The sequence below is a fragment of the Nocardia sp. NPDC088792 genome (assembly GCF_044750615.1).
Taxonomy (GTDB): Bacteria; Actinomycetota; Actinomycetes; order Mycobacteriales; family Mycobacteriaceae; genus Nocardia.
Genome location: NZ_JBIVKC010000004.1, coordinates 1,006,033 through 1,024,845 on the forward strand (window position 1 = coordinate 1,006,033; position 18,813 = coordinate 1,024,845).

Here is an 18,813-nt window from a genome sequence, read left to right on the forward strand (position 1 = left end):
AGTCAGGCGGCGTTGCGGGTCTCGTCCGTTAGGTCGGAGGGGGCGCTGATATCCAGGGCGTGGGGAGGGAGGGTGAAGCCGCCGGAAGGGGTGGTGTAGCGGGCATCCGGGATGGCGTGCAGGGATTCGGTCAAGGTGGTGAGGTAGGTGGACAGGGCGTCGATGGCGGCGGATTCGTCGGGGTTGGTGGACCAGGGTGTCATCGAATCGCTTTCTCGAGGGTGGTGGGGATGGCGAGGTGATGGTCGGTGCGGCGTTGGTAGGCGTCGCCTGCGCGGAGGACGAGGGATTCGTCGAAAGGCCTGCCGGTGATGGACATCGACAGTGGAGTGTGGGAGTCGGATAGGCCGATCGGGACCGCCAAGGTCGGGTTGCCCAGCGGGTTCCAGTAAGGGGTGTGGAGGGAGGCCAGGACACTCATCGGCTCGAGTTGGTCGATGGTGTCCAGGCGGGGTGCGCCCAGGTGACCGGTCGGTGTGATGATGAGGTCCACGCGGGCGAACAAGTCTCGTACGCGATCTTGCGCGATACTCCGGACACGTTGTGCCTGTACATAATCCGGGCCGCTGACCGCGCTACCGGCCGCCAGGATGATCCGGGTTGCGCGACCGTAGTCGGTCCATCGGGTGCGGAGGTCGCCGCGGTGGTACGCGTGCGCCTCGGCCAGCATGACGACGATGTCGACCGCTGTCACCTCCGGATACATCGGGAGCTCCACCTCGACGATCGTGGCGCCCGCGTCCCGCAGGGCCTCGACGGCGGCGGCGAAGCGGGCGGGTTGTGCGGGATCGATTCCGCCCGTGGCATATCGGTCGAGGGTGTCCACGCCGATGGTGATGCCGCGCAGGTTCCCCGACAGTGCGGCCGGATAGTCCGCGACCGGCACCCGCGCACTGTACGGGTCGGAGGGTGCGTGACCGGCAAGCACCGACAGCAGCAGCGCGCAGTCGGCGGCGCTGCGTGCCATGGGGCCGACATGATCGAGGGTGTAACCCAGTGGCACCACACCCGATTTCGGGACGCGGCCGAAAGTCGGTTTGAGACCGGTGATTCCATTGAAGGCCGCCGGAATGCGGATGCTGCCGGCCGTATCCGTGCCGATCGCGCCGAGGAACATGCCCGCCGCGACGCCACTGCCCGAACCCGAACTGGATCCGCCCGCCCAGCATTCCGGGTCCCAGGGCGTGCGCGGGATCGGAAAGGGCTTGTCCGGGTCGGGAACTCCGATGGCGAACTCCATGGTGGTCGTCTTGCCCACCACGATGCCGCCCGCCACCTCGAGCCGGTGCGCGGCGACGCTGTGGCCGACGGACGCGGCCCAGGCGGGATCGAGTACGAGACTCTGTGCGGTGGTGGGTGCGTGCGGGTGGGCGAGAATATCCTTGAGGCCCAAGGGGATTCCGTCCAGCGGCGCCAGAGGCGCGCCGGTGGCGAGCTTGGCGTCGGCACGCTCGGCTTGTTCCCGCGCCCGGTCGTCGAAGCGGCTGAGGAAGACGCCGATATCGCCGTCGTGCGTGTCGGCGTTCGCGAGCGCCTGGTCGACGAGGTCCACCGCGCGGATATCGCCGTGGCGTAGCGCGGCCGCGGCCTCGGTCAGGGTGCGGATCTCGGGTGTGACAGTGCTCATTCAGTGCTCCTCGAGCGGTTCACGGGTCGTGCGAGTGAGGTCGATGCGCGCGACCCGATCGATATCGATGCGGGCCACGCGGTCGATGCGGAATTGGAGGTCGCTGCAACAGGTTCCGAGCGCGTAGTCGATGACGGCGCCGGTGTGGTCGCGAATCGACTGCTCCACCAGCAGTACCGGCTCACCGGGCAGCAGATGCAGCAGCGCCGCGGTGTGATCGTCGGCGCGCGCGGCCTGCATGCCCAGGTCGAAGTTCTCGATGGCGACATCGCCGTGGCGCAGCAGCGAATAGAAGTCGTCGACGAACGCCACCCGATCGATGCGCGCCGCCTCGGGCGACCGCAGGTAGTTGGTGAATACCGCGATCGGCCGATCATCCAGGAGCAGCAGGTATTCGATGCACAGGCAGTCGTCGCCCGCCCGCACACCGGTCAGGCGGTCACTGATGGTTTCCGGTGCCGGAATCCAGGCCCAATGCAACAGCCGGGGTGCGATCCGGCCGACCGCCAGATGCTCTTCGAGGGTGCGTCCTTCGGGTGGAAGCGCGCTGGACACAATGTAATCCGACCGGATCGGCATGGTTCCCATGCCGCGCCGCCGCTCCACCAGCCCGCCGCGCCGCAGCAGATCCAAGGCGGCGCGCACCACATCGCGCGGCGCCTGGTACGCGGCCATGAGCTGCCGTTCATCCGGGAGCCGGCCATCGCCGAACGCGCCGCGGCGAATCCCGGCACGCAAGAGGTCCTGCAGTCGCCGCGCCAGCAATTGCGACGCCGACGGCAGCACCTCCCGAAGTTGATCCCGGAATCTCGACTGCTCGTCGGCGCTCACGGTCCCGGATCTCCGGCCCGCCGACTCCGTGCTGTCCTGCATTGCCACAGCGTGCGCCGACCGCATGTTACGCGACAAGCAGTTGAGGTTAACGACCAGTTACACTCCGCGAATCCGGTCTGACCTGGCTGTTTCCGGCAGGATTTCGCGGCTGTGCGGCCCGGCCGGACCGGGAACGCCACGGAATCACCGTGTTACGCGGATCCGTAACCTTGGCGTCGTCCTTATCCCATATGTTCCCGGGTGCGGCGCGCCGGTCAGGACGGATCGGCGATGAGGTGGAGATACGCGGTATCGAGGGGAATGTCGACGGAGAACCAGGCGGCAGGGCGGTCGTCATCACGCGGGGACCAAGCGGTCGCTATACACAAGCGGGCCACTTCCGAAGGAGCCAGCGCGGGTAGATGCCACTCGACCCGGGCCGGATCCGCGTATCGCACACCGTATTCGGAGCCGGTCTCATCCTCACCGGTCGGCAGCAGGTGCTCCCAGCTGTAGGGCATCAACCGACCGTCGGCGGCCTGCATACCGAGCAACTCGGAATCCGGGCCACCGATCGACACCATGAAGTGCTCGTTCTCGACACTCACCGCCGCAAGACATTCCCCCGGATCCGGCCCGCAATACGCATCCGCCGGAAAGTCACTCAATTCAGCCGAAACAACCAGCCCGGACACACCGGCCCCCGCCTGCACCTGCCAGATCCCCGCCCAGATCGGAACCGCCGCACCCCCATCCCACGCCGGTATATCCACACTCCCGATCAACAGATCCACCGTCGCCCCCCGATGCTCCCACCGATGCAAATGCGATCCATTGGGCAACCGCCACAAGGCATTAGGCTCCCCCGGTAGCACGTCCGACCCCAGCATCACGGAAAACCCGACAGTGCCCAGAGGCGTGTCGATCACAGCTGGGCGACTGTCGGCCCGGTCCAGATGGTCGGTGGGAAGCATGCGCCCATCATCCAGGTACCCCACGACAGCAAATCGTCGGGTCTACCAGTACCGGTGCTGTTTTCCGTCGGTGTCGGCGAGGAAGATGACCGCGTCGGCGCCGGCGAGGTCCGCCGGGTCCAGTGGGATGTGGCCGCGGACAATCGGTTTGCCCGCTTCGATCGACGAGGGGAGGGCGACGCGTAGGGGCGGGGCCGGGAAGAGGGCGCGGTGGGTGGTTGCTTCGGCCAGGAGGCCTTGGAGGGTGTCGGGATCGCTGTCGGGGTTGGCGTCGGAGGCCACGAAGAGGTAGCGGTCGGCGAGGGGGATGGAGACGAGGGCGCCGGCGCTCCCCCAGGTCGCCTCGCCGACGCCGGCCTGCATGTGGGACGGCATGCGCTGCAGGTGCGTGTTGTGCGCGAAAACCAAGGCGGGGCCGCGATCTTGCTCTCGGGCGAGGATCGCCAGCAGGTTCTCGGCCATCATCTCGGCTCGCACGCTCAGCAGGGTCGAGATGCGATCGGGCCGGGGATCGGCCATCGCCACGTGGTAGCGCAGCAGGCCCTGGGCGGTGCGGGCGTGGGCGAGTGCCTGGTCGTAGGCGGGCGGGTCGGCGGGGTGCAGGGCGGGGGCCGCGCGGCGCAGGGCGCCGGCGACGTCGTCGGCGATGATGCGCAGGGCGCGGACACGATCGGAGTTGCCGATGGAGGCCGCCGGGTCGTACATGGCGGCCGGGTTCAGCCACTCCGCCTCATCGCCGAGCAGCGCGTCCAGGTCGCGCGCCGATTCGGGGCGCAGTGCGGCAGGCAGATAGTCGATCACCTCGAACAGTGCGCGGCGCGGACTGGGCGCAAACGCATACTCGACGGGCGCTTCGAAGCCGTAGAAGTGAATACGATCCTGCGGCGCACGCCCGGCATTGTGTGCCCGAAGCCATTGCACGAGTTCACGATTGCCCGGCACATTGCCGAAACTGTGGCTGAATCCGGTCGCCAGGACGGTATCGATATCCGCGGTCGCGCCACGCACATAGTCGTCGACCATGGCTGCGGCGAAGAAATCGATCTCCAGCACGATCGACCGGTACCCGCGTTCGGCCAGGTGTGCGAGAAGTTCGTTGCGCAGCAATGGGAATGCCACGATCCCGTGCGTCGGCTCACCGAGGGCGAACAGCGCCGGCGGTTCGTTCCGTGCGGCGAGCAGTTCATCGAACACACGGCCCAGGCTTGCCGAGTCGTCGAATCGGCGGGCGATTCCGCGCAGTGATCCGGCAGTAGACATGAAGACCCCTTCCAGAAAGAACTACCCTCGACCATATCGTTGAAGAATCGAGTGAAACTTCTGCACGATTCACCTGCGATAGGTTGCGAGAAGTCTCAATCGGAGGTGCAAGCTGCGACCCATCGACCTCGCCCGTGAACACGGGTTGTCCGCACAGGCGATCCGCAACTACGACGACGCGGGCATCCTCCCGTCGGCCGAGCGCACCGAGACCGGCTATCGGCGCTACACACCCCTGCACGCACAAGCCCTGCGCGCCTTCCTCGCACTGCGCGGCGGCCACGGACACCAACCGGCCATGGAAATCATGCGCGCGACGAACAGCGGCGACCTCGATTTCGCCTACCGGCTCATCGACGCCGCACACGTCGCACTGCTCGCCGAGCGCGACACCCGCACGAAAGTCGCCGCCGCCCTCGGCACCCTGTCCAGCACGACAGCACCGCCGGTGCACGGCCGGCCGTTGACCGTCGGCGAACTCGCGCGCCGGCTCGGCGTGCACCCGGCCACCTTGCGCACCTGGGAAACCCAGGGCATCCTGCACCCCGGACGCGACCGCGCCACGGGGTACCGCGAATACGGGCCGGACTCCGTTCGAGATGCCGAGATCGCACGGCAACTGCGCCGGGGCGGCTACCTCCTGCCGCAGGTCGCCGAGTTCCTCGATGCGCTGCGCGAGGCGGGCGGGGCGGCGGCCCTGACCACCTTCCTCGACTCCTGGCAGGACCGGCTGACCATGCGCAGCCGCAACCTGCTCGCGGGTGCGGCTCAGCTCGATGCCTACCTCACCATGCTCGATCTTGATTGATCGTTATTGAGCGATACGGGGATAGACAGAGCACAAACACGCAACTACTCTGCCATGCAACCGGTTTCCGGCTCAGCACCGCGATTCGGCCGCCTACGCTCGCAGTCTCAGAGGACCGCTCATGCACGAACTCCCCGCGCCCGATCTGCTCGGCACCATCCTCGGCTATCTGTTCATGACCCCGCAGTCCCTGTTCGACAATCTGAGCCTGCTGCTCGGTCCGCGATAACCGGAGGGCAGCAAATCATGAGCACTCGATTATTCGGCAGGCTCACCGCCGTGACGCTGCTGGCGGCAGGCGCCGCGCTCACCCAATTCCCCGCCGCCGCAGTACCGATCCCAGGCGGGCAGGCCACCACGATATTCGTGCCGGGAGCCGACGGAATTCAGCTCAATGCCGTGATCACCGCGCCACCGGACCTCGCCGCCCACAAGAATCCGCTGGTACTGCAGCCCTCCGGCTGGGGCATGCCTTCCGTGGGGAGCATCGGCTCGGCCTACAAGCTCTCCAGCACAAAGGGTTTCGTGTCCATCGAGTACACGGCCCGCGGCATGTACCTCTCCGGCGGTCAGGTGGACATGCTCGGCGAAAAGGACGCGGAGGACGCCTCGGCCGTAATCGACTGGGCCATAGCGAACTTGAACGTCGACCCGGACCGGATCGCCATCGCGGGCGGCTCCTACGGCGCGGGGCTCAGCCTGATTGCGGCAGCGCATGATCCGCGCATCAAGGCCATCGTCGCCGACTCTCCACCCGGCGATATCGGCGAGGCCCTCTCCCCGAACGGGACACCCAAAACCGGTGGCCCGGTGGCGCTGGCACTGGCCGGCGTCGCCACCAACCGATTCAGTCCCGACGTGGTGCGACGCGGTCTGGATGCCATCGTGAATCACGATGCGGGAGCGTTCGATTCGCTGCCGAACCGCTATCTGCTCGCGCAGGCCATACCACAGCTCAATGCGCACGGCACCGCGGTACTGCTGGCTCACGACTGGCAGGACAGCCTGCTTCCGGTAGGGCCGAGCTATGCGCTGTTCGATCAGCTGACCACGCCGAAGATGCTGTTCCTGGTGCCGGGCGATCATTCCACCGGTGGCGGCCCGGGGCAGGTGGCGGGACTGCCGAACCCGATCTGGGATGCCGGAATTCGATGGCTCGACCACTATGTCAACGGCGTCGACAATGGCATCGACCAGGAACCGGTGGTCAATATACAGCCCGCCGACGAGCCCGGCGGATCGTTCGTACACCGCGACTCCGTCGCCGAGGCCGCGATCACCGGCCGGGACTTCACGCTCTCCGCACCCGGCGGCGGTGTGCTGGGCGCCGATCCGGCCGAATCCTGGAGTCAGCCAATGACTTCCGAACCTACGACCGCCGTGGCGGCCATCCCGTACGTCACGGGCAGTCTGGCGCAATTAGGCCTGGCCCCCGCGCTGCCACTCGCGAGCGTCGATCGGAACTGCGCCGCCGTCTGGCGCAGCGAGCCGTTCTCGAACGGCGCTGTCCTGTCAGGGATTCCGAGTGTGCGGCTCACCGTGTCACCATCGAGCCCCGACCTGACCATGATCGGGATCCTCTACGACGAGGCGCCCGACGGCAGCGGCAAGGTGATCAGCTACTGGCCGATCACCCGGCACGCCCTCATCCCGGGCCGGGCGGCCCGATTCGACTGGGATCTCGCACCGATCTACTGGAATCTCGCTGCGGGACACCGTTTGACACTGACGGTCACCACTCAGGATCCGGTTCCCTTCGAGAGCTCCACACCCCTGGGCAGTGTGAACGTCTTCGATTCGCCATCGACGGTGGAGCTGCCGCTGCGCGCGTCGTAGGCTCCGGTGCGGGGCGATCTCCCCGCATCATCGCTGGCCGACGCGTTCTTTTCCGATGCGCCGGGACGCGGTAACCAGGGCCGCGGAGTAGGCGAGCATCTTGGCCTCGTATCGGCGCACGGCCTCATGAGGAGAGGGCCTGGCGGCGGACAGCATCCGGGTCAGCTCGCCCGCGTCGCGCAGTGCGGTGTTCGCGCCCATGGCCAGCACCGGACTCATGGCGTGGATCGCGTCGCCTACCAGAGTCACGCCCTGCGTATTCCACTGCTCGACCGGCTGTGCGGTCGAGATCCGCAGTGGGAACAGCGTTTCGGTGTCCCAACTGCCGAGAATTCGGTGAATGTCGGGGTGCCAGTCCGGTCCGATGATGTCCCCGGCGAGCCGGCGGAGTCCCGATCGATCGAGCCGGCGGAGCTCTTCGAACGACGGCATGCACGGATGATCGGCGGACGCACCGACCAGGCACGCCAGGTAGTCGCCGACCGGCGACAGTGAGATCGACGGCGCCAACTCGCGCGCCGCCACCTCCGGCCGGCGCGCGAGATTCACCGGGCCGAGGCCGATATGTGTATTGCCGGGGCCGGTCACCACGGTGAAGATGCTGTCGAACAACCACTTCGGCAGCCCTGCGGCGCTTCCGTCCGGCAGCGGTATCTTGCCGTAGATCAGCCGCAACCCGGCGTCCTCGACCTGCGCCTGCGGTAACAGTTGACGGCGCACCGCCGAGCCGACCCCGTCGGCACCGACCAGTAGGTCCGCGGTCACGGCCGTTCCGTCCTCGAAGCGAGCGGTCACCCGGCCGTCGGGGGTGTGCTCGTAGGTCGAGAATCGTTTGCTGAAATGCACTCCACCGGGCAGGCCTGCCAGCAGGATCTGTCGTAATGTCGCCCGGTTCACGGCGAATGAGGTTGTTCCCCGCCCTGGTCGTTCCGCGGCGGCCCGGTCGGCGCGCATCACCAGCTGATGATCGAGCACGGTCACCCGCCCGGGCGGTGCACCGGCCGTCGCCAGGCACAACTCGAAAAGCTCTGGCGGCAGGCATCTTTCGAGTCCGGATAAGCCGGGTGCGTCGAGCTGGATGCGGTATCCCTGCGACCGCGCATCCCATGCGGGATCACGCTCGTAGACGACCGCCTCGATACCGTTGCGCCGCAGACCGTGTGCGAGCGTCAATCCGCTCAGCCCGGCACCGATGATGACTACCCGAAAATTCACAGCACGCTGCCTTCGCTCGATCACGAAGGAAGCACCGGATCCCGAGGGGATTCACGCAGCGTGTGCGCTGTTCCGAAACACCATTCTGGAACAATTTTTCGTGCATCCTGTTCAGTTACCCGGCCATCGTAGCGTCCGCGCGGCCGCTCGTCAGGCCCGGCCCACCTCACGGTCGGCCGCCGCGATGATCGCATCGAGCAGCCCGGGGAACGCCCGCTCCAGATCGTCGCGGCGCAGGGTGTTCATCTTCAGCGTGCCCTCGTAGTGCTGCCAGATGATGCCGGCCTGCCGCAGCACCTTGAAGTGATGGGTGCGCGTGGAGGCGGTGACCTCGATATCGAAGGCCCCGCACACCACATCCGCTTCGGCGGCGGCGAGCTGCTGGACGATGGCGCGGCGCACCGGATCGGTCAATGCGTCGAGCACGCCCTGCAGCGTGATGTCCGCGGCGGCGAGGTGATCGGTGATGCGCTCATCAGCGATGCGTGCGCTGGTCCGTGCGGCCACGTGGCCCGCCTTCCTGTCCTGGCTCGATGCGGTCCATCATACGACAGCGATCGAACTATGATGGAGATGAAATTTGACGGCGATCGTAATAGAGGATTCAATCGATTCGGAGGGCTTCCCCAAAATCCTTGCAGGAGAGAACAATGCCAAGCTCCGAGTCCGAGACCCTGCCGGTCGACAGCCGCCCGGCAACCCCGCGCAGCGTTCCGGCGGGACTGACACTGACCGCGCTCGCCGCCGGCTTCGTCATGGCCGCGCTCGACGTCACCGTCGTCAATGTCGCGGGGCCCGCGATCCAGGAACACCTGCGCGCCTCGCTGGGCGAACTCACCTGGATCGTGGACGGATACGTCCTGACCTTCAGTTCACTGCTGATGCTCGCCGGCGGGCTGGCGAACCGCGTCGGCGCGAAGACCATCTACCTGTGGGGTATGGCGATCTTCTTCCTCGCCTCCCTGGCCTGTGCACTCGCGCCGACCGCCGCCACACTCATCGCCGCGCGCATCGTGCAGGGCGGCGGTGCGGCGTTGTTCATGCCGAGTTCTCTTTCCCTGCTGGTGTTCTCGTTTCCGGAGAAGCGGGAACGGACTCGGATGCTGGGACTCTGGTCGGCGATCGTCGCCACCGCCGCCGGGCTGGGACCCACCGTGGGCGGGCTGCTGGTGAGTGCGTTCGGCTGGCAGAGCATCTTCCTGATCAATCTCCCCATCGGGATCATCGGCATGCTGTTGACCCGGCGCTACATCACCCCGATCGCCGGCCGCGACATCAAACTGGCTGTACCGGGCCATGTTCTGTGGATCGTGGCGCTGGCGGCACTGAGCTTCGCACTCATCGAGGGGCCGCGACTCGGCTGGGGATCCGGGCCGATGCTGGCCTCCTACGCCGTATTGGCGGTCGCGGCCGGGCTGCTGGTCGTTCATGAACGCCGGGCAGCCGACCTGGTCATGCCCTGGGAGCTGTTCCGCCGGCCGAACTTCACCGGCGCCAATCTGGTCGGCTTCCTCTTCAACCTGGCCCTCTACGGCAGCATGTTCATGCTCGCCCTCTACCTGCAGCACGCCCGCGGCGACAGCCCCTTCCGAGCCGGACTCGAACTTCTCCCCATGACGATCTGGTTCCCCCTCGGCAACCTCGTCTACTCACGCATCTCCGCACACGTCTCCAACGGCGCACTCCTGACGCTCTTCCTGTCCATCGCCGGAATCGCCTCGCTCACCATGACCACCGTCTCCGCCACCACTCCTTACTGGGTGCTGGCCCTGACCGTGGCCATCGCCAACATCGGCGCGGGCATCATCTCCCCCGGCATGACCGCAGCGCTCGTCGACGCCGCCGGCCCCGAACACGCAAACGTCGCCGGTTCCGCCCTCAATGCCAACCGTCAAATCGGGACCCTCGTCGGCATCGCGGCAATGAGCGTCGTACTCACCACCATCACCGACTGGAATCACGGCCCTGCCATCTGCTTCCTCGTAATCGGAATCGCTTACCTCGCAGGCGCATTCGCCGCCTGGCTATTGATCACACGGTCCGAATGAATCGCCTCCGATTCATGAGCCTCCTCACGCATCGCCGCCGACGAACCCCACCACAACAAACCAAGCACTTGCTTGTTTACAATGGCGTGCATGGACGACTTCAGTCAACGCCCCGGGGCCGCACTCGTGCTCGGGGCGAGCGGCGGACTGGGTCAGGCCACCGCCCGGATGCTCCTGGAACGCGGCAGCAATGTCGGACTCACCTACTTCCGGTCCGCCGCAGCGTTGGAGCCCATCGTCGAGCTCGCCGAGCTACAAGGCAGATCGGCCACAGGGTGGCAGCTCGACCTGACCGACGCGACCCGAACCGCCGAGGTCATCAACGAGGTCGTCAACGAGTTCGGCGGCATTCACACCTTGATCTACGCTGCGGGACCGCACATTCCGATGCGCCACCTGAGCCGCACAACCCCGGAAGACTTCCGCTCCCAACTGACGTCCGACGCCGCCGCCTTCTTCAACGCCGTCCACGCCTCCCTCCCCCACCTCCGCGCCACCGCAGGCAATATCGTCGCGATCACCACCGCCGCAACCACCCGCTTTCCAGTGCGAGACGGCCTCTCGAGTGGCCCGAAAGCCGCAGTAGAAGCACTGATTCGAGGCATCGCAGCCGAAGAAGGCCGCTACGGCATCCGAGCCAACTGCGTAGGCCCCGGCATGACCACCGACGGAATGGCCGAACGCCTGATAGCGTCCGGCGAACTCAACGAAAACGCCCTGGCCATAACCCGCTCCAACATCCCCCTGGGTCGCTTCGGCGACGCCGAAGACATAGCCGAAGCCGTCTGCTTCCTCGCCTCCGACCGCGCCGACTTCATCAGCGGCCAAAAACTCGACATCGACGGAGCCTACGGAGTCTGACCCACCCAGCACTACAAACGCCCGATCAGCACAGACCCAAGTATTCGACCTTATTCTTGGAAGACCCCATTAAGACTGTCCGCACTGAGAACCCGGGCCGCCCAAACCCGCAACTGCGTCGCATCGGCGCCACGAACAACGTCCGTGATCGAAGAAGGCAACGCACCGAACTTCACTACCAGCAGTTCAAGGAGCGCCTCGGCCCGCCCCCGCACTTCGCCGCGCGCCTCACCTTCGGCGCGGAGTCGTTCTGCGGTTGACATGATGACCTCCTTCGCGTTGGGCCCGAGCTGATCGAAGATAGCTCCCAGCTCGGCAACCTTGGTTTCCCCGACACTGAGAATGTACGTCACCACGCACTCCAGAGCCTCGACACCGCCCGGTGCCGAAACGATCACCAGTCGTCCAGTCGGGTGCGAGACAGCAGATCGCTGTATCGCGACCGTAGCTGCTGCGATACGAAGCTGCAGGGTTGCAAGGTAAGTGTGTCCCAATCCAGCCGTGTAGCAATCCCTTTCGGCAGCACCGCCTGGAACTCACCAGCGGCGTCGGCCGGCCGGGACATTACCTGCCGGAAGTAGGCGTCGTGCGGATTCGACGGCGAGTCAGCCACAATTCGGCAAGCTACTACCAGATTGATTGCGACACGCAGATATTCGCCGCCTCGGTCCGGATCGGGGTGCCAGCCGACAGCGTCGGTGAGGCGCATCGAGGTCGGGGCGGGGACATTTGTCCCTATCGGATGGGCTTGGTTATTGGTGATGTGGGGGCATGATCCGGCCGAACGCATCCGGCGTGGCCCCGAATTACTGCCTCAGGAGCACGGTTTGTCACGTCAGCTAACGCAGCGAGAGATCTTGGCCGAGCTGGAACCCGTCGCCGAGGAGTGCGTGCATCGGCATCTGTCGATGGCCAGGGATTGGCATCCGCATGATTACATCCCGTGGGATGAAGGGCGGAACTTCGCCATGCTGGACGGAATCGATTGGGCGCCTGAACAATCCAGGCTCAGTGAGGTCGCCAAGGCGGCGATGATCACCAACCTGCTCACCGAGGACAACCTGCCCTCCTATCACCGCGAGATCTCCGAGAACTTCTCCCGCGACGGCGCGTGGGGCACCTGGGTGGGGCGCTGGACCGCCGAAGAGAACAAGCACAGCGTGGTGATCCGGGACTACCTCGTCGTCACCCGCGGAGTCGACCCGGGCGCACTCGAGAACGACCGAATGACGCATATGACAAACGGTTTCGGCGCACCCGCGGAATTGGCGGACGGCGATGCCGGCTTCCTGTACTCGGTCGCCTACGTCAGCTTCCAGGAACTGGCCACCCGAGTCAGCCACCGCAACACCGCCAGAGTCTGCAACGACCCCATCGCGGACCGCATGCTGCAACGCATCGCCGCCGACGAGAACCTGCACATGATCTTCTACCGCACCATGTGCGGCGCCGCCCTCGACCTGGTCCCCGACCAGGCAATGGAAGCAATCGACACCATCGTGGAGAACTTCCGCATGCCCGGCGCCGGCATGCCCAACTTCCGCCGCAACGGCGTCCTGATGGCCAAACACGGCGTATACGACCTCCGCCAGCACCTCGAAGAGGTACTCATGCCAGTGGTCCGACAATGGAACATCTTCAGCCGCAACGACTTCACCGCCCGCGGCGAACAAGCAAGAGACCGCCTCGCCCTCTTCCTCGACGACATGGAAAACGCGAAGATCCCGAAATTCGAGGAACAACGAGACCGAGCCCTCGCCCGCGAACAAGCCCGCGCCTGAACCCCGACGCCCCGAATTACGGCTCGATACAGTCGTAAGGTTCTTCGGATGCCAGGTCGGCTATGGAGGCTACGCGTTCGGGGGTGAACTCGGTGGGGCCGAATACTCGGGTGCCCAATTCGGCTATGCCGGCGGCGGCTACGTGTAGGAGGAGCATGGCGCCTATCGAGCCGGGGGCGGGTGTGGTGTGCGGGGGCTTGTCTCGGGTTGCTGCGAAGTCGTCGAGGGCGGCCATTGCCGCGAGTTCCTCGTGGGGTGACAGGACTGTTGCCAGGCGTGCTCGGATTCCGGCGCCGATGAACTCCGGGGATACCGGGTCACCGGTGCAATCGAAACGGCCGGAGAGGTTCTCACCGTAACGGTTGGCTTCGGTCAGGACATCGGGGATGCGGCCGGAGTCCTCGATACGATCTGCCACCTCTGCCACTCGCGCCGGGTCGCCGAGTAGGTAGGCGGCGACGAGTTCGTGCATCAGCGGGCGGAGATACGACGTATCGGTATCTGTCACTGCGGCATTTCAGCACATAAAGCGCCGGGTGGCCGGGATCGACGCGGTTGCCGCCGTCGTGCCGCACCGGAGCGGCCGGGTTTTTCGGCTTCGGAGGGGAAACCCGCTGGGCGGTTCATCGAAACGAGCCAGCGGGCTGCGAATGCCTTTGGGCCGTCGGTGATCTACTTGGCCGCGTTGTGGTAAGCCGAGACGACCTCGGCTTGGATGCGGCCGCGGGTCGACACCGTATAGCCGTGCTTGCGCGCCCATTCGCGGATTGCGCTGCTCTGCTCACGGTCTACCGCCGGTCGAGCGCTCTGGGTGCTCGTGCCGCGCGGCGCCCGGCCGGTCTTGCGGGCGTGCGGGACCCACTTCTCGAAGACGCCGCGCAATTCGCTCGCGTTGAGGACCGACAGGTCCATCTCATATCCCGCACCGTCGAGCGCGAAGGCGACCGTTTCCGTCGCCTCGGATTTGCCGTCGAAGTCGTCGACGAGCGTGACGACTATTTTCCGTGCCATTGTCAGGCTCCCTTTGCCGGAGGTTTGTGTACAACAGGATCCGAGCAAGAACAGCCGTCATCCGCACACCTACCGCGGACTTCGGCTGCGGTCGAAGGCTACCCGCAGCCGAGTGGGACGACAAAGCGAAGCAAGCACCGGCCCCGGAACAGACGCCGGTCCACCCATTCGATGTGGCCCTAGCGGGAGGGTGCCGGGCCGGGCGGAATCGCTGATTTGCAAGGGGAATTCGACACGTCACAGGACGTGGATGGTCCCCCAGCAGCCCTTGCCCGCGCTGCCCGACACCCAGGGCGTCATGAGCTGAAACGGGATCTCTCCCGCCGGCTGCGCGGGGACCTCGACCCAGGCGTTCGGGCCGAAGTAGGCGCTCGGCAGGATCACCCGGATATTCAGTGCGGGAATGCGGAACTCGGACTGATCCGTGAATTGGAAGCCCGTGTCGATATCGACGATGAACGGAGTACCCGCCGGCACGCTGACATCGGTCGTCGTGCAGTAACCGTTGTGGAAACCGAGCTGCGCGGTCGGTAGCGGATCCGCGAGCGCCGGAGGGGCACCGATCACGGTCGCTGCGAGAACTATCGCCGGTACGGCGCCGAGCATGCCGCGGTGAATGCCCCTCATGGTCGATCCCCTTCGTTCCTGACCGATAGGACCCTGTCACAGACCATACCGCCGAGGTCAACCACCGCGCGGCACTCCGGGACCACCGCTAGTTCAGGACACCGTCGACACAGGTGTTGGTGTCGGCGGGCTGGGCGGGCGTGCTGGGGTCGAAGGTCCACTGCGAGCTGACGCCATCGGCGCGCCAGAGAACGTTGCCGTTGAAATCGACGGCCTGGAAGACATATGTGGTGCCGGGCTGGACCGTGTCGGCTATGCACGTGTCGAAATAGGCGGTGCCGGGTTGCACTGCGCCGACACTGAATCCGGTAGCGGCAGCCTGAGTGGCGCCAGGACTGGGAACAGTACTGGGATGACCGGGTGCGGGCGCTTGGCTCCATCGGGCGGCGGTGCAGGTAAACGCCGAACCGCCGGCATAGACGGTGTCGCCCTCGGGATGAGACGCGCCCGCCCACTGGCACGATCCGCCCGGCGCGGCGACCGCCTCGGCCGGATCGGCCACCAATCCACCCGCCATGATCGCCGCACCGGCAACAGCCACAGCGGAACCGGTGATGGCCAGCCGCCCGAACTTCGTACAGTGCTGCGCCGGCGGATTGGTGTAGGTCATTTTCTCTGTCCGTTCTCGGATATCGGGTTGGCTGAACAGACCGGCCGATGGATTCGACCGGCCGAATTCGATCTCTGATCTTTCGGCGTCCAATTACATTGCTGCCGCACGGATTCGGTCCGGAAAGAAGAACCCGTCGCATGAGATACCGCAGGGGGTTACGTGATGGCGCCGACGGGGCCGCGATCAGTGATGTCGCTGCGACGCTGGGGTTATCGCGCAGTACGGTGCACGGCCTGCTGCAGACGATGCGCGAGGTGGGCTTCGTGTATCAGCCCGCCCGCAACGGCCGATACGCCGTGAGTCCGTATCCGCCGGGGTCCCGGATCGCGCCCATCGATCCGAATCTGCTGCGCTCGGCGGCGATGAGCTGGGCCGATGGGCTGGCCGATCGTAGCGGGCAATCGGTGCACATTGCGATGCTGGGCCGCGATCGGGCGGTGATCGTCCACCACGTGCTCCGGCCGGACGGCATCAGCCAGACGATGGAATCGGGCAGTGAACTGCCATTGCATGCGACCGCACTCGGCAAGATCCTGGTCGCCTATCGACCAGGAATTCGGCAGGAAGCGACCGGTTGCACCCGAGAGGCATTCACGGCGCGCACGCTGACCGCGCCCGCGGTCCTGGCACGCGAGCTCGCGCTGGTGCGCAGCCGGGGCTGGGCGGCCGAGATCGGCGAGTTTCGGCTGGATCGGGCCTCGATCGCCGCACCCATCAGATTGCCGAATCGCAGTGTCGTCGCCGCGATTTCGGTCACCGGCCCGGTCGAGGAGATCGCGAGCCCGGCGGGGCAGTCGAGCCTGGTCCCGCGAGTGCGCCTCGCGGCCGCCGATATCGAGCACACGTTGAAAGGAACGTATGGCGCCACGGTATGTCATGTCGTTGGTACTGGGCACCTCCCGTAGCCGGTGCAAGCTTTTCGATCGCCGGGGCCAGATCGTCGCCGCGGTCGAACGCGGGCATCGGCAGGTGCTTCCCGCGCCGGGCTGGGTCGAGCACGATCCCGCCGAATTGTGGGCGAATATCGCGGCGATGATTCCGCAGGCAATCGCGGGCGCAGGCATCGATGCGCGACAGGTGGTATCGATGGGCATCGCCAATCAGCGGGAAGCGATTGTCGTCTGGGATCGGCACACCGGTGAGACGGTCGGCAATGCGATCGGCTGGGCGGACACGCGTGCGAGCAGTCTGCTCGCGGAGCGAGCCGGGCCTGAGCTTCGCGAGCTGGTCCGGCGTCGATGCGGGCTCCCGGTGTCACCGTATTTTTCGGCCTCACGCATCGCCTGGGTGCTCGCACAGCATCCGCGGCTGCGGGATGCCGCCGAACAAGGACTCGTGCTGGCCGGCACACTGGACAGCTGGCTGTTGTGGCGATTGACAGGCGGGCCACACGGTGGAGTTCACGCCACCGACGTCACGAATGCCAGTCGCACAATGCTGATGGACCTGGAGACCCTCGACTGGGATGCCGAGCTGCTCCGCGAATTCGACATCCCCGCCGCCATGTTGCCGCGAATCCTGGCCAGCACCGGGGATTTCGGCGCAGAGCACAACACCGGAATCCCGATCACCGCATTATTGGGCGATCAACAGGCGGCGCTGTTCGGTCAGGCCTGTTTCGGCGTGGGCGAGGCCAAATGCACTTACGGGACCGGCGCGGCATTGATGATGAACACCGGTCACGTCGCTGTTCGATCCGACCACGGCCTGTTGACGACAGTCGCCTATCAGCTCGAAGGACAACCGGTCCATTACGCCCTGGAAGGCAGTATCGGCCCGGCGGGTGGCCTGGTCGACTGGATACGCCGGATGGGAATGATCGATTCGGCGCCGGCGATCGAGACAGTGGCAGGGTCCGTGCCCGACAGCGCCGGCTGCCATGTGATCCCCGCGTTCTCAGGCCTTTTCGCGCCGCACTGGCAATCGAACGCACGCGGCGCAATCGTCGGGCTGACCGGATATGTCACCAAGGCCCATCTGGCACGGGCGGTCCTGGACGCGATTGCGTGGCAGACCAAAGCGGTAGTAGACGCGGTCGATGCCGACTTCCAGCCGAAGATAGAGACGCTGCGGATCGATGGCGCGATGGCAGCCAATAACCTGCTCATGCAACTGGTTGCCGACGCGCTCGAGCGGCCGGTGGTCCGGCCGTCGGTATCGGCGTCGATCAGCCGCGGCGCGGCCTATGCCGCGGGCCTGTCGGCGACCTACTGGTCGGATCCGAAGGCCTTGCACCGCAATATCAAACCGGCCGGGCGATGGGAACCCACGCCCGCGACGAATGCCCGAGCCGACACGTATCGGACTTGGCAGGCGATGGTCGCGATGCTGTCGAAGGATCCTCATCGGTTGGCGGAGAACGTGGTCGAGATATAGGTGCCCGGCTCCATGAGATCGGCGTAGTCGAGGAGTCCGGCGTCGCGGTAGGCCTGCTGTTGTGCGGTCAATTGGTCGGCGTCCGGGCTCAGATCGGGTCGCCACCGATACGAGGGCACGGACCGGAGTACCGCGAGGTCCTGCCCGGTCGCTCCGGCCAGGATGCCGAGGTTCTCCGGGGAGGTGGCTGCCGCACCCTGCAGGTCCCTGCTCGCCCGCTGCAGGGCCGCGAAGAACTTCTGTGCGGCAGCGGATTCGGCGAACTTTCCGCCGAAAATGATCCCGGTCGCCGAGGTGCCCGCGGGCGGGACGGCGAGCGGGACGGCGATCGCGGCCTGCTCGATCCGGGTAGTGAAGGGCGCGGGCGTGAGAGCGGCATCCACGCCGCCATTCGCCAGAGCGGCCTGCTGGTCGGGTATGGCGAGATTGACGATCTGGACATCACGCAGGGAGAGTCCGGATTGTCGTAGTACCGTCGCCAACTGGTAGCCCCCGGCGGCGCCCGCCCCGCCTGCCACGGCGACCTTGCGGCCGCGCAGATCGGCCGAGGTTTTCACCTCGCCCGCGTCCACCAGTTTCTTCGATACTTCCAGCGCGGAAGGCGAGGACTTCGGGTCGCCGGTGGCAATTCCCATGGACCCGACCACTTTCAGCGGCAAACCGCTGTGGATCGCGTTGAACATCCCGGCGGAGAACCCGGCGGCGACCGCATCGATCTTGCCGGCGGCGGCCAGCGCGATGGCATCCTGGCCTGATCTGATGGTTTGCAGATCAACGGTCAGTCCCTGGTCGGCGAAGTATCCGTTGGCCTGGGCGACATACAGCGGCGCGAACAAGGTGGACGGGACGTGCGCAACGGTGACCTTGTCGGCCGAAGCAGTTTCCGACGCCTTGCCACCGCACCCGGCGGCGACCAGAAGGAACGCGGGAATGAGAAGGGAGAGAATACGTTTCACGATCATC

At 66.1% G+C, this 18,813-nt stretch carries 21 protein-coding genes; 7 read left to right on the top strand and 14 right to left on the bottom strand.

What is annotated here, in order from left to right; translation table 11 throughout:
- Positions 1-2: 2 nt before the first annotated feature.
- From ACIP5Y_RS31440 to ACIP5Y_RS31460, 5 genes are all read right to left on the bottom strand, one after another.
- Positions 3-203, bottom strand: coding sequence for a hypothetical protein (locus ACIP5Y_RS31440; protein WP_400355566.1), 201 nt, complete (start codon positions 201-203; stop codon positions 3-5).
- Positions 200-1,627, bottom strand: a complete 1,428-nt coding sequence (locus tag ACIP5Y_RS31445; protein ID WP_400355568.1) for an amidase — start codon at positions 1,625-1,627, stop codon at positions 200-202. The genes ACIP5Y_RS31440 and ACIP5Y_RS31445 overlap by 4 nt, the downstream gene beginning before the upstream one ends.
- Positions 1,628-2,500, bottom strand: a complete 873-nt coding sequence (locus tag ACIP5Y_RS31450; RefSeq protein ID WP_400355570.1) for a GntR family transcriptional regulator — start codon at positions 2,498-2,500, stop codon at positions 1,628-1,630.
- Positions 2,501-2,715: 215 nt separating this feature from the next.
- A complete protein-coding gene (locus ACIP5Y_RS31455) occupies positions 2,716-3,234 on the bottom strand; it encodes a hypothetical protein (protein WP_400355572.1) in 519 nt (172 codons plus the stop codon).
- Between the two features lie 222 nt (positions 3,235-3,456).
- Positions 3,457-4,674, bottom strand: a complete 1,218-nt coding sequence (locus ACIP5Y_RS31460) for an erythromycin esterase family protein (RefSeq protein ID WP_400355574.1) — start codon at positions 4,672-4,674, stop codon at positions 3,457-3,459.
- 112 nt (positions 4,675-4,786) lie between these two features.
- Here ACIP5Y_RS31460 and ACIP5Y_RS31465 point away from each other — a divergent pair, with 112 nt between their 5' ends.
- Both ACIP5Y_RS31465 and ACIP5Y_RS31470 read left to right on the top strand, forming a co-directional pair.
- Positions 4,787-5,482: a TioE family transcriptional regulator gene (locus ACIP5Y_RS31465; protein ID WP_400355884.1), complete on the top strand. Its 696-nt coding sequence runs from the start codon at positions 4,787-4,789 to the stop codon at positions 5,480-5,482.
- Positions 5,483-5,728: 246 nt separating this feature from the next.
- Positions 5,729-7,318 carry a CocE/NonD family hydrolase gene (locus tag ACIP5Y_RS31470; RefSeq protein ID WP_400355576.1) on the top strand — a complete coding sequence of 530 codons (1,590 nt, stop codon included), beginning with the start codon at positions 5,729-5,731 and terminating at the stop codon, positions 7,316-7,318.
- 27 nt (positions 7,319-7,345) lie between these two features.
- Here ACIP5Y_RS31470 and ACIP5Y_RS31475 read toward each other — a convergent pair whose 3' ends face one another.
- Together ACIP5Y_RS31475 and ACIP5Y_RS31480 are read right to left on the bottom strand one after the other, a co-directional pair.
- The gene (locus ACIP5Y_RS31475) at positions 7,346-8,533 is read right to left on the bottom strand and encodes an FAD-dependent monooxygenase (protein WP_400355577.1); all 1,188 of its coding nucleotides are present in this window, start codon (positions 8,531-8,533) and stop codon (positions 7,346-7,348) included.
- A 150-nt stretch (positions 8,534-8,683) separates the two neighbouring features.
- Positions 8,684-9,040: an ArsR/SmtB family transcription factor gene (locus tag ACIP5Y_RS31480; protein WP_400355579.1), complete on the bottom strand. Its 357-nt coding sequence runs from the start codon at positions 9,038-9,040 to the stop codon at positions 8,684-8,686.
- A 143-nt stretch (positions 9,041-9,183) separates the two neighbouring features.
- On the opposite strand from ACIP5Y_RS31480, the gene ACIP5Y_RS31485 reads away from it, so the two are divergent.
- Positions 9,184-10,581 (top strand): MFS transporter, encoded by a 1,398-nt coding sequence (locus tag ACIP5Y_RS31485; protein WP_400355581.1) that lies wholly within the window; start codon positions 9,184-9,186, stop codon positions 10,579-10,581.
- Between the two features lie 90 nt (positions 10,582-10,671).
- Positions 10,672-11,442, top strand: a complete 771-nt coding sequence (locus ACIP5Y_RS31490) for an SDR family NAD(P)-dependent oxidoreductase (protein ID WP_400355583.1) — start codon at positions 10,672-10,674, stop codon at positions 11,440-11,442.
- A 50-nt stretch (positions 11,443-11,492) separates the two neighbouring features.
- Here the strand turns inward: ACIP5Y_RS31490 and ACIP5Y_RS31495 are convergent, their stop codons facing one another.
- Both ACIP5Y_RS31495 and ACIP5Y_RS31500 read right to left on the bottom strand, forming a co-directional pair.
- Positions 11,493-11,795: a hypothetical protein gene (locus tag ACIP5Y_RS31495; protein ID WP_400355584.1), complete on the bottom strand. Its 303-nt coding sequence runs from the start codon at positions 11,793-11,795 to the stop codon at positions 11,493-11,495.
- 41 nt (positions 11,796-11,836) lie between these two features.
- Entirely contained in the window at positions 11,837-12,232 is a 396-nt protein-coding gene (locus ACIP5Y_RS31500) for an Rpn family recombination-promoting nuclease/putative transposase (protein ID WP_400355585.1), read from the bottom strand.
- 37 nt (positions 12,233-12,269) lie between these two features.
- Here ACIP5Y_RS31500 and ACIP5Y_RS31505 point away from each other — a divergent pair, with 37 nt between their 5' ends.
- Positions 12,270-13,223 carry an acyl-ACP desaturase gene (locus ACIP5Y_RS31505; RefSeq protein ID WP_400355587.1) on the top strand — a complete coding sequence of 318 codons (954 nt, stop codon included), beginning with the start codon at positions 12,270-12,272 and terminating at the stop codon, positions 13,221-13,223.
- A 16-nt stretch (positions 13,224-13,239) separates the two neighbouring features.
- Here ACIP5Y_RS31505 and ACIP5Y_RS31510 read toward each other — a convergent pair whose 3' ends face one another.
- The 4 genes from ACIP5Y_RS31510 to ACIP5Y_RS31525 form a co-directional block, all read right to left on the bottom strand.
- Positions 13,240-13,731, bottom strand: coding sequence for a hypothetical protein (locus tag ACIP5Y_RS31510; RefSeq protein ID WP_400355589.1), 492 nt, complete (start codon positions 13,729-13,731; stop codon positions 13,240-13,242).
- 164 nt (positions 13,732-13,895) lie between these two features.
- Positions 13,896-14,234: an Lsr2 family protein gene (locus ACIP5Y_RS31515; protein WP_400355591.1), complete on the bottom strand. Its 339-nt coding sequence runs from the start codon at positions 14,232-14,234 to the stop codon at positions 13,896-13,898.
- Between the two features lie 237 nt (positions 14,235-14,471).
- Complete coding sequence (locus ACIP5Y_RS31520) at positions 14,472-14,861, bottom strand: hypothetical protein (protein WP_400355593.1); 390 nt, start codon at positions 14,859-14,861, stop codon at positions 14,472-14,474.
- A gap of 88 nt (positions 14,862-14,949) precedes the next feature.
- Complete coding sequence (locus tag ACIP5Y_RS31525; protein ID WP_400355595.1) at positions 14,950-15,471, bottom strand: hypothetical protein; 522 nt, start codon at positions 15,469-15,471, stop codon at positions 14,950-14,952.
- A gap of 140 nt (positions 15,472-15,611) precedes the next feature.
- Between ACIP5Y_RS31525 and ACIP5Y_RS31530 the strand changes: the two genes are divergently transcribed.
- A complete protein-coding gene (locus tag ACIP5Y_RS31530; RefSeq protein WP_400355597.1) occupies positions 15,612-16,379 on the top strand; it encodes an IclR family transcriptional regulator in 768 nt (255 codons plus the stop codon).
- Positions 16,351-17,850 carry an FGGY family carbohydrate kinase gene (locus tag ACIP5Y_RS31535; protein ID WP_400355598.1) on the top strand — a complete coding sequence of 500 codons (1,500 nt, stop codon included), beginning with the start codon at positions 16,351-16,353 and terminating at the stop codon, positions 17,848-17,850. The genes ACIP5Y_RS31530 and ACIP5Y_RS31535 overlap by 29 nt, the downstream gene beginning before the upstream one ends.
- Here the strand turns inward: ACIP5Y_RS31535 and ACIP5Y_RS31540 are convergent.
- Positions 17,817-18,812 (bottom strand): ABC transporter substrate-binding protein, encoded by a 996-nt coding sequence (locus ACIP5Y_RS31540; protein ID WP_400355600.1) that lies wholly within the window; start codon positions 18,810-18,812, stop codon positions 17,817-17,819. The genes ACIP5Y_RS31535 and ACIP5Y_RS31540 overlap by 34 nt on opposite strands.
- Position 18,813: the final 1 nt, after the last annotated feature.

What these genes read in the sequence shown, in the direction of transcription:
- ACIP5Y_RS31440 (WP_400355566.1), bottom strand. Translation starts at nt 203, where the DNA reads ATGACACCCTGGTCCACCAACCCCGACGAATCCGCCGCCATCGACGCC.
- ACIP5Y_RS31445 (WP_400355568.1), bottom strand. Translation starts at nt 1,627, where the DNA reads ATGAGCACTGTCACACCCGAGATCCGCACCCTGACCGAGGCCGCGGCC.
- ACIP5Y_RS31450 (WP_400355570.1), bottom strand. Translation starts at nt 2,500, where the DNA reads ATGCAGGACAGCACGGAGTCGGCGGGCCGGAGATCCGGGACCGTGAGC.
- ACIP5Y_RS31460 (WP_400355574.1), bottom strand. Translation starts at nt 4,674, where the DNA reads ATGTCTACTGCCGGATCACTGCGCGGAATCGCCCGCCGATTCGACGAC.
- ACIP5Y_RS31470 (WP_400355576.1), top strand. Translation starts at nt 5,729, where the DNA reads ATGAGCACTCGATTATTCGGCAGGCTCACCGCCGTGACGCTGCTGGCG.
- ACIP5Y_RS31485 (WP_400355581.1), top strand. Translation starts at nt 9,184, where the DNA reads ATGCCAAGCTCCGAGTCCGAGACCCTGCCGGTCGACAGCCGCCCGGCA.
- ACIP5Y_RS31490 (WP_400355583.1), top strand. Translation starts at nt 10,672, where the DNA reads ATGGACGACTTCAGTCAACGCCCCGGGGCCGCACTCGTGCTCGGGGCG.
- ACIP5Y_RS31500 (WP_400355585.1), bottom strand. Translation starts at nt 12,232, where the DNA reads ATGCGTTCGGCCGGATCATGCCCCCACATCACCAATAACCAAGCCCAT.
- ACIP5Y_RS31515 (WP_400355591.1), bottom strand. Translation starts at nt 14,234, where the DNA reads ATGGCACGGAAAATAGTCGTCACGCTCGTCGACGACTTCGACGGCAAA.
- ACIP5Y_RS31520 (WP_400355593.1), bottom strand. Translation starts at nt 14,861, where the DNA reads ATGAGGGGCATTCACCGCGGCATGCTCGGCGCCGTACCGGCGATAGTT.
- ACIP5Y_RS31525 (WP_400355595.1), bottom strand. Translation starts at nt 15,471, where the DNA reads ATGACCTACACCAATCCGCCGGCGCAGCACTGTACGAAGTTCGGGCGG.
- ACIP5Y_RS31530 (WP_400355597.1), top strand. Translation starts at nt 15,612, where the DNA reads ATGAGATACCGCAGGGGGTTACGTGATGGCGCCGACGGGGCCGCGATC.
- ACIP5Y_RS31535 (WP_400355598.1), top strand. Translation starts at nt 16,351, where the DNA reads ATGTCGTTGGTACTGGGCACCTCCCGTAGCCGGTGCAAGCTTTTCGAT.
- ACIP5Y_RS31540 (WP_400355600.1), bottom strand. Translation starts at nt 18,812, where the DNA reads ATGATCGTGAAACGTATTCTCTCCCTTCTCATTCCCGCGTTCCTTCTG.